The 15,181-nt window shown below is 70.3% G+C and carries 12 protein-coding genes; 2 read left to right on the plus strand and 10 right to left on the minus strand.

Features of this window, described 5'->3' with window-relative positions:
* Positions 1 to 58 precede the first annotated feature (58 nt).
* From ACA514_RS00205 to ACA514_RS00230, 6 genes are all read right to left on the minus strand, one after another.
* Complete coding sequence (locus ACA514_RS00205) at positions 59 to 853, minus strand: muconolactone Delta-isomerase family protein (RefSeq protein WP_375038875.1); 795 nt, start codon at positions 851 to 853, stop codon at positions 59 to 61.
* 326 nt (positions 854 to 1,179) lie between these two features.
* Positions 1,180 to 1,602, minus strand: a complete 423-nt coding sequence (locus tag ACA514_RS00210; RefSeq protein ID WP_375038876.1) for a VOC family protein — start codon at positions 1,600 to 1,602, stop codon at positions 1,180 to 1,182.
* Positions 1,603 to 1,707: 105 nt separating this feature from the next.
* Complete coding sequence (locus ACA514_RS00215) at positions 1,708 to 4,251, minus strand: DUF4132 domain-containing protein (protein WP_375038877.1); 2,544 nt, start codon at positions 4,249 to 4,251, stop codon at positions 1,708 to 1,710.
* Positions 4,252 to 4,525: 274 nt separating this feature from the next.
* Entirely contained in the window at positions 4,526 to 4,759 is a 234-nt protein-coding gene (locus tag ACA514_RS00220; protein ID WP_375038878.1) for a hypothetical protein, read from the minus strand.
* Between the two features lie 447 nt (positions 4,760 to 5,206).
* A complete protein-coding gene (locus ACA514_RS00225) occupies positions 5,207 to 5,611 on the minus strand; it encodes a MerR family transcriptional regulator (protein WP_375038879.1) in 405 nt (134 codons plus the stop codon).
* A 26-nt stretch (positions 5,612 to 5,637) separates the two neighbouring features.
* Positions 5,638 to 6,861: an MFS transporter gene (locus tag ACA514_RS00230; RefSeq protein ID WP_375038880.1), complete on the minus strand. Its 1,224-nt coding sequence runs from the start codon at positions 6,859 to 6,861 to the stop codon at positions 5,638 to 5,640.
* A gap of 873 nt (positions 6,862 to 7,734) precedes the next feature.
* Here ACA514_RS00230 and ACA514_RS00235 point away from each other — a divergent pair.
* Positions 7,735 to 8,052, plus strand: coding sequence for a hypothetical protein (locus ACA514_RS00235; protein WP_375038881.1), 318 nt, complete (start codon positions 7,735 to 7,737; stop codon positions 8,050 to 8,052).
* Positions 8,053 to 8,609: 557 nt separating this feature from the next.
* Here the strand turns inward: ACA514_RS00235 and ACA514_RS00240 are convergent.
* The 4 genes from ACA514_RS00240 to ACA514_RS00255 form a co-directional block, all read right to left on the minus strand.
* Complete coding sequence (locus ACA514_RS00240) at positions 8,610 to 11,147, minus strand: ABC transporter permease (RefSeq protein WP_375038882.1); 2,538 nt, start codon at positions 11,145 to 11,147, stop codon at positions 8,610 to 8,612.
* The gene (locus tag ACA514_RS00245; protein ID WP_375038883.1) at positions 11,147 to 11,941 is read right to left on the minus strand and encodes an ABC transporter ATP-binding protein; all 795 of its coding nucleotides are present in this window, start codon (positions 11,939 to 11,941) and stop codon (positions 11,147 to 11,149) included. Before ACA514_RS00245 ends, ACA514_RS00240 begins: the two co-directional genes overlap by 1 nt.
* 947 nt (positions 11,942 to 12,888) lie before the next feature.
* Positions 12,889 to 13,269, minus strand: coding sequence for a hypothetical protein (locus ACA514_RS00250; RefSeq protein ID WP_375038884.1), 381 nt, complete (start codon positions 13,267 to 13,269; stop codon positions 12,889 to 12,891).
* A 100-nt stretch (positions 13,270 to 13,369) separates the two neighbouring features.
* On the minus strand, positions 13,370 to 13,843 hold the full coding sequence (locus ACA514_RS00255) for an SHOCT domain-containing protein (RefSeq protein ID WP_375038885.1): 474 nt from the start codon (positions 13,841 to 13,843) through the stop codon (positions 13,370 to 13,372).
* Between the two features lie 737 nt (positions 13,844 to 14,580).
* Here ACA514_RS00255 and ACA514_RS00260 point away from each other — a divergent pair.
* Complete coding sequence (locus ACA514_RS00260; RefSeq protein ID WP_375038886.1) at positions 14,581 to 15,129, plus strand: hypothetical protein; 549 nt, start codon at positions 14,581 to 14,583, stop codon at positions 15,127 to 15,129.
* The last annotated feature ends 52 nt before the right edge of the window (positions 15,130 to 15,181 follow it).

Genomic DNA, 15,181 nt, shown 5'->3' on the forward strand with positions numbered 1-15,181 from the left:
CCGTTCCCGACACCGGCGCCTTGCGGGCCCCGGGCGATGGGCGGCGGCCTGGCGTCCATCACGAGCCGGCCCGCGCGGGATCGCTCGGATGCTCGGTCAGCGGCGTGATCTCCACCCGCATCAGGGGGTACAGCGGCAGCGACTCCATGATCGCTTGCATCTCGGCCGCGTCCCCGGCCCGCCACAGCCCCAACGCGTCGGGACCGGACCCCGGAGGCAGCGCCCACAGCCGCAGCAGGTGACCCTGCGCGGCCAGCTCACGCGCTCTGCGCGCCTCGCCCGCGATGGCGTCATCGACTTCCGATCGAGGAGTGCCCTCCGGAACCGTGCGGGTGAAGGCGGTCAGGAATTCCGGAGGTCCCTGCGCGGGCCACGGCACCGGGTCGTTCGGGTGCGGCGAGAGCGGGGTGACCTCGTCGGTGCGCCATACCCGCAGCGGCATCGAGGCCAGGACGCTTTCGAGCTCCTCATCGTCGGCGGCGGCGAAGAGCCCGAAAGTGCGCCATTCACCGGGCTTGAGCGGTGGACGCCACAGGCGCACCAGGTGCCCCTGCGCGATGAGTTCGCTGGAGCGCGCGGCCTCGCGGGCGCGCATGTCGGTGACGGCTTCGTCCGCCGTCCCGTCCGGGACGTTCGTCGTCATGTCGACGAGATATTCCATGCTGAATGCTCCAAATACGGGCGAAATAGCTGATCGCGCCAGCACGTTGTGACCTTTCTCCGGCTCGCTGCGGCGGACCACGGTCACCTTCACCCCGAGGCGGACAGCGGACCGGAAGGCGTGCTCAGCGCCGGTCATCTTCACCATATCGAGGGCGGTCAGCGAGCCAACGTGGGCCACCGCCTCCTCCACAGGGCGTTTCGTGGTCCGCAGTGAACGTTTTCCAGCAGCATCCGTGGGGCGGGTGATCACAGCATGATCGCGGGCGGTGTCCGGCAAGTCCTGGAACGCGAAGAAGCCCTGGTGGGACGGTTGATCTCTCACAACCCTCCAACCCACCAGGGACTACCCCTTGCCTTTCCATCGTTTAATCGGACCTTCAAAAAATGAAGGAATCAACCTACCCAAGCAACACCGCGCGGTGGCCTCCGCTACGACAAACTCGCCGTCCGTTACGAAGCCACCGTCCAACAGCACTTTCTAAACACGACCTAGTGTTTTGGAAGTCGGAGGAGCCGTTAGCCGGTGGTCGGTGGCGGCGATGCGATGCGGGGGCGATGGGCCCGGACATCCACAGGGCGTCCATCGGGATCGCGAGCCGTCATCGTCCACTGCGTGGGCAGTGTCTCGATCTCTCCGACCGGGCATCCGGCACCCAGGATTTGTTCGCGAATCTCACACAGTCGCGCGTACGTTCCGACGCGCAGTCCCCATCCCGCCCGGCTCAGAGGGTCGAGATCAGTGGTGGGGGCGGTAGCGGTTTCGACGATCATCAGATGGTCGTCCCCGCCGACATCGAGGACGGCGATCCGGGGATCAGAAGCAGTTGCAGCGCGTCCGAACGCGAGTCGTGCTCCGAGCAACTCCGTGTAGTACGTCACGAGCCGGTCGAGGTCGGTCGTGGATAGTGTCAGATGGTTGATTCCGTGCAGGTCAGGCATGACCAATCAACTCTAGTACAGCCGCCATCCGGCGCCTGGGGGCTTGTTTTGGAACCGATCACAGCCACTCGTTGATACAGGCGATCTGCTAGGACGACGTCGGGGTCACGTTCCTTCCGTGAGGCCGATCAGGTCGGCGAGGATCTCGGACGCCGTGGTGGCGTCGATCTCGTCGAAGGTGTGGGCGCCGACGCGGTCGCGGAACCCGGCGGGCCGGTCGTTGATCCAGACGTCCGTCAGCCGCTGCTCGGGCACGCGCTCCTCCGGGTCGACCGCGATGCCGGGGCTGAGCGTGACCACGACGTGCAGGCCGTCGGCCACCGGACGGGAGACCCAGACCTGCTCCGGGCCATCGGACGGACGATGGCGGCCCCAGCCGCGACGGTCCAGTTGCAGCACCCGGCCCAGGGGGACGGTGCGCCCCTCGAAACGTGCGAGGCGGCTGCCCTTGCGCTCGTCGCCGGTGAGGGCGTGCACCGTCCGGCCGATCTGCGGGAACGGTTGCAGGATCTCGTAATCGGCGAAGATTTCCGACCATGCGTCGAGGGGCAGCAGCGCGGGATGCGCGATGGTGACGCGGGCGGTGGCGGGCAGGGTGAACGCGTCGTCGCGGACGTCGCTGAGCGTGCGGTCATCGTCCAGGCGGAACGTCACGCCCTCGCCGGTGGCCCAGACGAGGCGGCGTGCGACGTGCCGGACCAGCGGATGGCCGGCGAGGAGGGCCTGGAACTCGGCCGCCGTCCATGACCTGCCGTCCACCATGGCCCGCTCCAGGCGCGCGACCTGGTCGGCGGCGATGGCGCGCACGTCCTTCTTGAGCTGCTTGAAGCGCTCGTAGGCGGCGTGGGCCGTCTCGGGATCGTCCGTGGCCGCGGGCTTGGGCAGTGATGCGCGGCGCTTCCCGCCGGTGTCGGTGACGTAGGGCGCGAGCCGCTCGTCGAAGCCGACGGTGAAGCGGCGCGGGCCGTAGTCCAGGACGAGGGTGCCGTCCGCGTCCAGGTCCAGGTCGGGGACGAGGCGGTCGGCGAGCTGCTCGGCGGTGAGGCCGCGTTCGCGTGCGGCCCGGTCCAGCTCCCGCCGCGCCGCGTCCCGCAGGCCCCCGAACCTGGCTTTGCGGGCGAGGCGGTCGAGCTGCCGGAGCGCCACGTCGGTGCCTATTTCGGAGAACACCCTGAGCGCGACCTGGGCCTCCCGGTGCCGCTTGCTCTTCGGCCAGTCGGCGACGATCGGGGCGAGGCGCCGCGCCGTCGTGTCGTCGCCGAACCGCCCGATCGCCTCGTGGATCCAGCCGGCACTCGGCCTGGGCAGTGTGCGGAACTCTCGGGTCTCGAACACCGCCCACGCGAATTCGGCCAGCGAGCCCGGGTCGCACATCTGCGCGACGGTCTCGATGTCGGGGTGCCCCTCCGCGAGCATCGCGACGAACTGGCCGGTGGCGTCCGCGGGCAGGGCGTACTCGCGGCCCTTGAGTAGAATCTGCGGCAGCCGAGCGACGTCGACCCATTCGACCGCTTTCAGCTCCGGTGCCGTCCACGGGACCGGCTTCTCAGGACGCGGCGACGGTGGCCCCAGCCTCTCCGCCGTCCTGCGGTCGGCCTCCGGCAACACCGCAACGACCGCCCCGGCCAGCTCCGGATGCGAACGCAGGTGACGGCCGAGCAATTCGGCGACCACCGGGCGCGTCCTGGCCAGCCGCGCCAGCACGGGCACGGCCCGCACCGGGAACCGTTCGATCGCCCTGACCGCCTGCGCATAGGCGCGCTCGTCCCGGGCGTGCGTCAGCAGGATCCGCAGCGCCTCGTCGCTGGGCATGCCCGCGAGCACCTGCATGACCTGCCACGGTGTCTTGGTTTCGGCGATGACGTCGCCCAGCAGCGGCGCGGCGGCGGCGCCGACGCCCTCGATCAGCGTGCTCATCACGGGCAAGACGGCCTCGTCCGGACGCAGCGCCGCACGTGCACCGAGCAGGTCCAGGTGCTCGGCCGACCCGACCGAGCACATCAGCAGCCAGTGCACCGTGTCGGCCTGGACGCCCGCGTCCTCGGCGCAGCACTCGGCCACCCAGTCGGTGCGGTCGGGGACCAGGAAGGACACCAGGGCTCTGCGCAGCGGATCCCGGCGATGCCCGTCGAGTCGCGCGACCGCGGCCCGATGCTCCTGTTCGGTAGCCGCGGCCAGCAGTTGCCGCAGTCTGCGCGCAGCCGCATCGTCCACCCAGTGCCGGGGGTTGGCGGGAGCCTCGGCCAGGGGCCGGATCCACCGCGGCGGCGCGGCCTTCTCGACGATGACCGCGTGCTGCTCGACGAACGCGCACGCCGCGAACGCGAGCCCGTGTTCGCTAAGCCAGGCGTCTACCAGGACGGGACCGTTGCCGCGGTCGGTCAGCCCCACCACGATCGCCCCGGCGGCTCCCGCCCCCAGCGGATCGGGCTCGCCGGACAGGTGGCGCCGCACCCGCTCCGCGATCCGCGGGTCGGTGCCGCCGCCGCGCAGCACCGCCTCGATCAGGGCCTCGTTGCGTTCCAGCTCCGCGCGGACGGCCGCGGTGGCCTGGGAATCGATCTCGGGAACGTCACCGGCGGCTCCGCCGCGACGCGGGAAGTATCCGGGACCAACCGGCGGATCCTCGGGCAAAGTTCGATCATCCATGCCGCAGCACCGTAGCCCGCAACCCCGACATCGGACCGCCCGAACACGAAACCGCCGCCCGCGGACGGGCCCGGGGCCGAAAACGGTTCGTCCGGCCGTGGGGCCGCACATGCGTTGCGATTATCGACGAGGCGGAACCTCTCAAGCGCTCCGCCGGGCCGGGCTTGGCCGGGACCTGGCGGCGCTGCAACGAGACCATATGCGCGAACGCAGGCGCCGGGGCCCGACCGCCGGGGACTCCGCCACGGCGGCCGAACCGGTTGTTGCGGGCGGTTCAGGTGCCGGGGCAGAACACGGTCTTGACCGCGTCGGAGATGCGCCTGCTGGCCGCTTCCCGCTGCTGCGTGTCGCCGGCCACGGTCATGGACACCGCGAACTGGATCCGGCCGTCGGGAGAGGTATAGGTGGAGGCGACGAAGCCGGGGGCGCGCCGGGGGCCGGGTTGTCGAACACCTTCGGTAGGTCCGGCGGCAACAGCGGCAAGGCGGACCGATGTCACACGTTTCACTTCGAGATCCCTTCCGGGCGGCGGCCGCCTTCCGGTTGGAGGTTGGCCCGCCGTCCGAGGACCCGTTCTAGACCGGCGATCGTTTCCCACGGTTGGCGCCGCGCTCTGCCCGCGTGGTCGCGAAACGCGAACGGTGTCCGCGATGACGGCGCCGACCGCCTGGCCGCTCACGAGCCTCGCCGCGCCCGCCGGTGTGGGTGACGGCGTCCTCGCGGAAATTCGGCCGGCGCGGGCGGCAGCGGCCAGCCGCCCCCGACCGCGCAGCGGAGCGGCCGAAGCCGTCAGGCCTCGGGCAGCGGGGCGTTGCGGTGGGGCATGAGGGCCTCCTGGCAGTCCGGTGTACATGTCGCAATCCACACCGAGCCCGAAGGCCCTCCCTCATTCCAAGATCATCGACTGCATGTCGCCATGGCCTCGACCTCTGTGGTCAGTGCACCCGGGCCGTGCTCAGGCGACCGCTTGGCCGGCTTGTGGACAGCGCGGTCGGGCGGCGTCCTCGCGCAGGTGGTCCAGCCGATCGGCGAGCCGGTCGTGCACCGCGACCAGCTCGCCGATGCGCCACCGCAGCCACGCGAGCCGCTGCTCGAAGACCTCGGCCTTCGGGCCCGGGTCGGCGCAGACATGATCGCCGAACAGCTCATCGCCGAGACAGCCGCCGATCGCCCGCAGGTCCTCACTGGTCAGCCCGGAGGCCAGCAGCAGCCGGATGTTGGCCACCACCCGCTCGGCCTCGGGGCCGTACTCGCGGTACCCGTTCGCCGACCGCTGCGGACGCAGCAGCCCCTGCTCCTCGTAGTAGCGCAGCGCACGCGTCGTCGTTCCCGTCTTGCGCGCCAGCTCCCCGATGCGCATGTCGTCACCTCTCTCTTCGCGGTGAGTCAACGCCGTGCCACACGCCCATCATCCCAGCGGCTCGGTGCCTCGGGCAGTCCGGCGGCGGGCGGGGCGGTCGCGGACCGGCGGTGCTCCGCCAGGGCGACCGCCCAGCCCAGCGCGGCGGCGGCCGCGCCCGCGGCCGGGGTCCAGCGCAGGCCTGGGCCGTCGATGACGCGCCCGCCAAGCCAGCCGCCGAACGCGATGCCCAGGTTGAACGCCGAGCTCTGGACGGTGAGCGCCAGCGTCCGCGCACGGTGGGACGCCACCTCGATCATGCGGGTGTTCACCGCCGGGATCACCGCGTAGTACGCCGCGCCGAACAGCAGCAGGAACACCACCGCCCCGGCCCGGTCCCCGGCCAGCAGACCGAGTCCCAGCAGCGACACCGCCAGCGCCGCCATGCCCGCGACGGTGGCACCGGTCACCGACCGGTCGGCCATGCGCCCTCCGGCCAGGCCGCCGACGGTCCCGCCCGCGCCGAACAGCAGCAGCAGGACGGTCACGGCCGTAGCGCCGAATCCGGTTATCCCGGTCAGCAGCGGTGTCACGAACGTATAGGCGGTGAAGGCCCCGGCCGCGCCCAGCACCGTCACCGTGATCACCGACTGGACCCGCCGGTCGGCCAGAACCCGCAGTTCGGCCGCGCGGCCGCCCGGCCCGCCTGCCGGGGTATCGGGGACGATCGGTGTGACCAGCGCGAGCGCCACCGTCGCCAGGGCCGCCATGGCCCAGAAAGTCGCCCGCCAGCCCAGCCAGTGACCGAGCGCGGTACCCAGCGGCAGCCCGGCGATCATCGCGAGACTGAACCCCAGCGACACCCGCGCCACCGCCGAGCCCTGGCGCTCCGGGGGCGCGACATCGGCGGCCACCGCGAAGAACAACGGCATCAGCGCCGCATGCGCCAACGCCGCCGCGATGCGTCCCGCTGCCAGCGCGGCGAACGAGGGGGCAAGCGCGGCCGCGGTGTTGCCCACCACGAACAGGAGCATCAACGCGACGAGCATCCGCCTGCGCCGTGTCCGCGCCGTTGCCAAGGCGAGCAGCGGGCCGCCCACCACCACGGTGGCGGCGAACACGCTCACCAGCAGTCCCGCTGTGGCCAGCGAGACGTCCACCGACCCGGCTATCTCCGGCAGCAGCCCGGCAATCATGATCTCCCCGGTGCCGAACGTGAACGCGCACAGCGTCAGTACCGCCAGGGCCCGGGAGTGATTCGTGGTTCCCATGCCGCAAAGCCTTGACCTTCACGTCGGCGTGAAGGTCAAGGCCGACGCTCCCATCCGTGGCGCAGACCACACCACCGCCTCCACAGCCTGCACGGATCAGCGGACCGCGGGATGGCGGCTAGCCGGCGCGGCCAAACGACCGGCCGGAGATCGACGAGCTCTGCTCGACGCCACGAGCCGGCCGCGACCCGATCGCCGAGACCCGGCGGCCAATGGAGGCGCGGCTGGACCGCGACGCCGTGTTCCGCGACCGGATGAACGCCTCTTGGGAAAGCCGATGATGCCGCTCTCGACGCCCTCCGGCGCCAGCCACCGACCCTCCACCCGGCAGTGACCTCGAGCATGTAGCCGGTGTCGTCGGAGATGCCGGTCTTGACGAGCTCGACCTGGGCAATCAGGGCCCGCCCCTCGGGGGAAGGCGAAGGCGCGGACGGCGCTGATGTGCAGGACGCGGGAGGCGTTGAGGTCGGAGCCGGCGCGGCGGATGTCGGGCAGGCGCAACTCGATCCCCAGGCGCCAGACCTTGCCCGGCGCCTTGGGGATCGCCTTCTCCCGCACCTGGCACGGAACGAACCGGTCGACCTCGAGATCGCCTTGCAGCCCACCCAGCAATTCCGCCGCGGCGGAGGCGATATCGCGGGGCGCGATGCCATCGACTCCGGTCATCGCGTTGCCGTCGAGCGGGATCAGGATCCTCTCCCCTTAGCGCTCCCCCGTTCCAGGTCACGGCCCGAACGCCAGCCGCGCGGCGGCCTCCGCCCATCCGGGGCGGCCCCGCGGTCAGAGTCGCTCGTCCAACGCTTCCACCCAACCCGTCCGCGATAGGTCTCCGACAGCTCCGGGACGCCGTCCACGCCCACGAAGGACTCGTAGGTGAACAGCTCCGCAGTCTTCGGGTCGATGACCAGCCGGATGCGCCCGCCCGGCCCCTTCCAGCAAGACGGCCGCGTCCCGGCCGCCGAGCGGTTCGGCGACCGCGCCGTCCGGGCGGACCCCCTGCTGCCCGGCCGGCACCCGGTACGGCGTCACCTTCGTCCCGGGCGTGATCGGGCCCGCCAGCAGGCCCTGCGCGGTCATCCAGACGTAGTACGGGTACGGGTCCACGTTCGCCGCGCCGCCCGACGTCCGCACGTCCGACTCGTACCGGCGGCGCAGCTCCCGGCCGAGGGCCGCCGCGTCCACCCGCGCTAGTAGCAACTCCTGTTCGTCCGCTCGCCCTCACCGCTGCCCCGGCGTCAGGCGTCTGGATCGGAGCCGGACGGTAGATCCGGCGGTCTGGCCGGTGATGTGCATCCTCGAGCTTGATTGTGGGAGAGGCGGGCATCGGTGATCACGCGTCGTTCACTGAGGCCGAAAGGTGCGGCGAGGCTGGTTATGTCCAACTGATCAGCTCGTGTGGGACTCCGCCACGGCGACCCGAAACCGGCGGGGTCGGGAGGCGGGGTGGTGTTGCCTCGACGGGAACGCATGGAGACCCGGACCGATCGCCCGGTCCGGGCCTCGATGAGACCGGGAGGTCAGGGGCCGGCCGCGGCGACGGAGGCGGCGAGGGCGAGTGCTGCTCTGCGCATCACACTGATCTCCTTCCGCTCCGGCCGATACCGAAGAAACGCGAGGCGGCCATCGCGTGATCCTTCGAATCGACCAAGGCCGAAGGAGAAGAGCACGCGATGGCCCCTCTGTGTTCTACCGGTTCGGCGTGCCGCACCTCGTCGGCCAGGTCAGGGTGGAGCGCCGACCGACCGTGGTCATGAAGCGACGGTGGCTTCCACAGGGCTCGCCCGCAGCGCGAGCGACGTCGGGAGCAGGGTCGTCGCGAACGTCAGCGCCACCGCGCTTCCGACGATCGTCAGGTAGATCCACCCGGGCCCGCTGGGCAGCATTGACCCACCCAGTGCCAGCCCGAACGGGAGCAGTGCCCCGGCGGCGGCCGCCGTGCCGAGGATGATCCCGGCCAGCGCCGTCACCAGTGCCTCGACCGACATCATCCACATCACCTGGCCGCGGGTCGAGCCAATCAGGCATTGCAGCGCGAACTCGCCGCGTCGCTCGGCGGTCGCCACGATCAGCGAGTTGATCAGCGCGATCACCGCGTAGCCGACCACCACCGCGGCCAGCAGGAAGCTCGCCACCCGGCCGGTCTCATCGCCCTGGGCATGGGCCGCTTTCGCTTGCGCGCGGTCCGCGACGACGGCTCCCGGCACACCGGTCGCCGCCTTCCGCACCGCCGCGACCAAGTCCGAGGGCGACACGCCCGGTTTCGCCTTCACGACGATCTGCTGCAGTACGCCGGTCGTCGTGCGGGGCAGCAGCGCGGAGGCGGGCACCATCGCGTAGCCGTATCCTCGCGGCGGGGTGAACGACGCGACGACCGTCATCATGCTCATGTCTCCGTTGCCCCAGCGCAGCCGTACCTGGTCGCCGACGCTTTTGCCAAGGTCGCGCAGGACGCCGACGGGCAGAACGATGCTGTCCCCGGTCAGCTTCCCGTAGTCGCCCTGCGCCGCGCGGTATCCGATCGTCTGCCGGGCGCCGGACGCCGTGACCCCCCGCAGGTCGATCTCCGCCGGTCTCACCCGACGATCCCCGGTCAGGACGGTCTCCATCCGCCCGGCGCTGGACACCGAAGCGGACGCGCCGGCGACCTGCGGCAGCCGGGAAAGCGCGTCCACGAGCGACGGTGGAAGAGCACCGTTCTGCGAGGCGACCACGGCGTCCGTGTCCAGGCCGGCGGTGAACATCCGGTCGGCGGCCGCGTCCTGGCTGGTCTGAAGGTAGATCAGTGCCGTGGCCAGTCCGGTCGCCAGCATGATCGGAATGACCGCCGAGGCCAGCCGGACCCGGCGAACCGACGCGTTGAGCATCGCCATCCGTCCCGGCAGCCCGGTGAACCGGCCGACGGGCCAGCGCAGCACGGCCGCCAGCCAGCGGCACACGCCCGGGGACACCAGGGCGATCCCGACCACCCACAGCATCGCGGCGGGTCCGGCCGTGCTCGCCGCGATCGGCCCGGTCATCACCGAGGCCGTCACGATCGCGAGTGCGGTCGCGCCGCCCAGGAAGACCAACGCCAGGATCATGCGGGCCGGGCTGATCCAGCGGGTCTGCAGCGTCGCCTCGGCCATCGCCTCGGTCGGCCGGACCTTCGACACCCGGCGGGAGGCGACGAACGCGGCGACCAGCGCGGCGACCAGTGTCACACCGAAGCCGGCGAGCTGCGGAACGCGTCCCTGGCTGAAGATCATCTCGCTCGGCATCAGGTTCTGCCCGACCAGGACGTCGTACAGGACACGACCGAACGCGAGCCCCGGCACGAGCGACAGGCCGGCCGCGAGCAGCGCGATCACGAACGTCTCCGCCATCACCATGCGGCGCAACTGCCCGGGCGTGACCCCGGTCGCGCGCAGCAGCGCCATCTCCTTGCGGCGCTGCTGCATCAGCATGCCCACGGTGCTGCCCACCACGAAGATCGCGACCATGGTGGACAGGCCGCCGAACGCGCCCGCGACCGGAATCAGGCTCTCCTTGCCGCTGATCGCGGCCGGGAACTCGGCGACCCCCCGATCGTCACCGTGGAGCACCTGGGCACCGCGGCCGGCGACCGCGTCACCGATCGCCTTGGCGAGCTTGGCCGGGTCGGTGCCCGGGGCGGCGAGCACCCCGATGTCGTCGATCTTTCCGGGCCGGTCGTACAGCCGAGCGGCCTCACCGTCGGAGAACAGCAGCACCGACCGGGTGACGGTCCGGCTCTCGGCGATCCCGCTGACCCGGAAGACATGCGGGTCGCCGCGCACCGACGCCTGCAACGTCGCGCCCGGCCGCACGCCCAACCTTTTCGCGGTGGCGCCGTCCACGACGATGTCGCCGGACGCGGTCGGCGCGGCGCCCGCGACCAGCGTGTACGGCGAGAGCGGCGCGCTGGACCAGCCGTGCCCGGACGCGGAGGCGGGCCGGCCGGCCAGCGCCGTGATCGGCACCGAGATGTCCGGCACGGCCGCGGCCACACCGGGCACCGCGGCCACGGCGCCCACCAGGTTCTCGTCCAGCAGCACGCGCTCGGTCATCGGGTCGGTGGCGATGCCGACCGCGTGGCCGGGGTAATCCTGGCTGCCGGTCACCACGACGGGCGCCGCGGCCAGCCGCTCGGCCTTGACATTGGCCCGGATGCCGGTCTCCAGCAGACCGCCGCAGCCTTGCACGACGACGGCGCCGACGAACAGCGCGATCAGCGACGCGAGGAACGCGCCCTTGCGGTAACGCAGCGACTTGAGCGCGAGACGCAGCATCAGTTCACCCGTTCGGCGCCCATGGGGCGCCGCGTCCGGGCCCACGAGCCGAGTTGCGTCATCTGCCGGGCCACCTGCTCGGCGGAGGGGCGCTGCAGCTCGGCGCTGACCTGGCCGTCGACGAGGAACACCACGCGGTCCGCATGCGATGCGGCGACCGGATCGTGCGTCACGATCACCGCGGTCTGCTCACCCGCGTCCACCGCCTCGCGCAGCAGCCCCAGGATCTCCAGCGCGGTCTGGGTGTCCAGGGCGCCGGTCGGCTCGTCTCCGAACAGCAGGACCGGCCGTGTGACCAGGGCGCGGGCGATCGCCACGCGCTGCTGCTGTCCACCGGAGAGCTCGCCCGGACGGTGCTTGCGGCGGGAGGTGAGGCCGGTGCGTTCGATGACCTCGTCCACCCGCCTGCGGTCGGGGCGTTCGCCCGCCAGCCGCAGCGGCAGCGTCACGTTGTCCACCACGGTCAGCGCGGGCAGCAGATTGAAACTCTGGAAGACGAACCCGATCCGGTTCCTGCGCAGCTTGGTCAGCGCGCGCTCGTTCATCGCCGTCAGGTCCTGGCCCTCCAGGAGGACGCTGCCGGACGTCGGCCGGTCCAGAAGGGCCGCACAGTGCAGGAAGGTGCTCTTGCCAGAGCCGGACGGACCCATCACAGCGGTGAATGTGCGGCGCTGGAAGCCGAGCGACACGCTGGCCAGCGCCGTCACACTGTTGCGCGACCGCCCGTACACCTTGCGCACGTCCTGCAAACGCAGCAACTCGCCCCCGGTCGGCCGCTCATTTGCCGAACGCATGAACAATCTCCTACCTCTCAAGGAATATCCTCATTACGGGCCGACCACAGAAAGCGTTACGACCCGATCGACACAGAAAGGGCCGGACGTCGAAGATGGTAGAAACCACACCCTGAACCGGATATATGAATGCGACAGATATGCAGGTCGTAGCGAAAAATCACGGTGCAGGTGATCGCACTAGCGAAGCCTTGCCGCTCGGAACATGGGGCTGGCCCTGCTTAGCGACCGGCAGGGAACCCGAGCCCGCACCCGGCGACGCCCTCTGCCGTGTCCCGGCGCGTCCCGCCGGTCGCCACCGCGGCGAGCCCGTCCACCAGCAGCCCTGCATTCTTCGACACCGACTTCATGCAGGGAAGCTTGAACCGCACGGGATCGGCCACGCATCATCCTGCACGGGGAACCCGCAACTCACACCTGAGAGGGAGACGGGGTCGGTGCCGACGAAGGCGCAGCAGAAGCCTTTCTCAGTGAACACAATTCATTCTCGGGAGATGTCCCGCTTGATTACTGAGTTAGGCGGCTTGAGTTGGGGTTATGCGGCGTGGTGGTATTCGTTGATCACGCCCGTGACGACGGGTCTTCGCCGATGGATCGCAGGTCGTTGTGATTTCAACTGGAGTCCTGGTGAGCGGAAATTCGGCATCTGGAGATCGTTGCCGCGGGCTTGGTGTGGCCGATGGCCGTTGTAATGGTCCAGATACTCGCCGAGCACCATGGCCAGGCGCCGATCCCCCAGGATCTGGGGCCCGTCGCTCGCCGGCGGCGGCCGAGTCCGATGTGGACCTGACGGCTAGCGACCGGCGCGGCCGCCTGCTCGCCCTGCTGGACGACATCACGCCGGGACGCGTCGCGCCAAGCCCCACCCCGTGCCAGATCAGCCCCGCTCGTAGGAACCGTCGTCGCCCGCGCGGGCTGGCTACTGAGACCGGTGATCTAGATGGGGATCAGGGGCAATCCTTGTCAGGCTGCGCGACAGCGCGGCAGCCCTGCTCTTCAGTGGTGACGTCCATCCCTGCCGGAGTGGCATGAAGGGGACCTGCAGTCTGCTCGGATGTGCGTTGCCAGTCGGCCTCCCACCCGTAAAGTCGCTCCGAGCGATCAATGCGGACCTTCCCCGTTGCGCTGACCAGGGGAGAGCCATGCACGTCCCCCGAACTCGCCACGATCGCGGCGACGCCCGAGGAGCTGTCGGCCGTGCTGCGCGTCGACGCCAATGCCCGCCAGAGCGATCGCCGTGGCGGGCCGGTCTCCGCCTCGGCGGCCACCTGATCCGCCGAACTGGAAGCGGCCATCACCTGTGCGATGGCCGCCTGGGACACGCTCACGTCCGCGCCGCCAGACACCGCCGGTTGAGCCGTTTTGGTGATGAAATCAGCGGGCGCGACGCTGTGCCATCGGACGGGATCGATCGAGGCGGCCGTCCTGTCAGAGGCCGTTCATCAGTTTGGCCTTGAGCCGCTCGAACTCCTCCGGAGTGATCGCTCCCGAGTCGCGGAGGCGCGCGAGCCGTTCGAGTGCCTCGACCGGGGACGCTCCTTGCCCCGCCGGCGGGACGTTCCCCTGCTCCTGCCGCTGGAGCGTCTCCCAGCGGATCCGGGCCGTGCGCGCCTGCATCGCCTCGAGGTCGAACCTGGCGTCCCCGTCGAAATGGAAGACCACCTCGTGGGTCTGAGGGTCGTACTTCACCGGGACGAGCTCGGCCTCCTCGGGCTTCCGCTCCATGATCGAAAACTGCTGCCGCAGGGTCGCTCGGAACGGCGGCCGGTCTTCCGGACGGACCTCAAGGACGAAGTCGTACTTCTGGTACTCGTTCGAGGTCCAGTGAGAGCGACGCCCGGCGGAGACCACCAGCGCTTGGGCGAGTAAGCCGTTCTTGCGGATCTGCCGCTTCTTGAACACGCGCTCAGTGTGTCAGCAAGCCGGCACGAGTTTCGCTGCCCGAGGCCGGACGCCTGGAAAAGTCCACTTGTTCGGGGCGCCCGGGCCTCGGATGCCGGCATCAGTCCACGATGATTCCACCGGTCAGGTCGACCACGGTCCTGGTCATCGCGGCCGCCCGGTCGGAGGCGACGAAAGCGGCGAGTTCCGCCGGCGTGGTGGCGCCCTTGCGGTGACTCACGCCGGACATGAGGTGCGCGAACTGCTCCTGCGTGATGCCGCGCGCATCGGCGTCAGGGCCGAGGACGACGTCGATCGTCGCCGTCCTTCGCGAAAACTTGAGGTCCGATGAACGCGGGTGACATCGAACCGGGCCGAGGAACGTAGTCCCGGCATATGAGTTGCGATTCGCAGCGCAGCAGAAGTCTTAACCCCGCACGGCAAACGGCTTTCGCTAAAGCCACGTCGAGAAGACGACCTGGTCGATCGAACCGGGCAGCGCCACATCGAGTCCGCCCGGGCGCGAACCCTGGGCACGCTGAGCCCGGCGGCCGGTCTGAGCGGATGATCAGATACGCCCACCGCACCCGGTCCGAGCGTCACCGGTACGGGCTGGACGTCGAAGCCGGGACCGAGGAGATCCGGATCTGACAGAACTCGCTCGTCTCGGTCCTGCGACAGACCGAGGGGTACATGCGGGTGATCTTCCACACTGTGTGCACCTACCGCCGCAGATGTGCGGGTACTGATCGACGAGGGTGCTGTCCGCCGTGGGGTCGGTCGGGCTGCCGGATTCCGAAGCCAGCGCGCCCGTCCGGATCGTCCCAGCCCTCACACCAACGGCTCGGAGCGGGCGTTCGATCTGGCCAAAGGTCGGCGGCGAGGACCCTGGACTCGTCGACGCCGGCGAGCAGTCGTTCGTCGTCACCGGTTCCGTGCAGATCGTCGCGATGCCGGGGAGCCCACGAAGGCATCGGAGCAGAAGCCCTCCCGAGCGAAGACTCCAGATCACCAAGGGCAGCGAATGGGGCTGGACCTCCGGGACCACCCTCGGGCTGTTCATCGCGGCGGCGGTCGTCCTCGTTCTGTGGGCCGGGATGGAGCTACACCTCAAGGCACTGCTGGTGAACCTGCGCGCCACGGCCCGCCCCGCGGTGCTCTGCACCAACCTCGCCTCGATCACGGTCGACATCTCCTTTCTCGCCGCCTCGCTGATCCTTCCCCCGCTGCTCGAGCTACCGAAGGCCACCGGCGGCCTCGGCCAGTCGATGGTCGTCGCCGCCTTCTCCTTGCAGCGCTCGGCCTGACCATGATGCTCACGGCCCCGTCTACGCCCGGCTGTCCGCGATGTACGGCATC

The sequence above is a fragment of the Actinomadura sp. NTSP31 genome, assembly GCF_041951385.1.
Classification (GTDB): Bacteria; Actinomycetota; Actinomycetes; order Streptosporangiales; family Streptosporangiaceae; genus Spirillospora; species Spirillospora napierensis.

Coding starts and splice junctions, on each gene's coding strand:
- ACA514_RS00210 (WP_375038876.1), bottom strand. CDS start 1,602: ATGCCTGACCTGCACGGAATCAACCATCTGACACTATCCACGACCGAC.
- ACA514_RS00215 (WP_375038877.1), bottom strand. CDS start 4,251: ATGGATGATCGAACTTTGCCCGAGGATCCGCCGGTTGGTCCCGGATAC.
- ACA514_RS00245 (WP_375038883.1), bottom strand. CDS start 11,941: ATGCGTTCGGCAAATGAGCGGCCGACCGGGGGCGAGTTGCTGCGTTTG.
- ACA514_RS00225 (WP_375038879.1), bottom strand. CDS start 5,611: ATGCGCATCGGGGAGCTGGCGCGCAAGACGGGAACGACGACGCGTGCG.
- ACA514_RS00240 (WP_375038882.1), bottom strand. CDS start 11,147: ATGCTGCGTCTCGCGCTCAAGTCGCTGCGTTACCGCAAGGGCGCGTTC.
- ACA514_RS00230 (WP_375038880.1), bottom strand. CDS start 6,861: ATGGGAACCACGAATCACTCCCGGGCCCTGGCGGTACTGACGCTGTGC.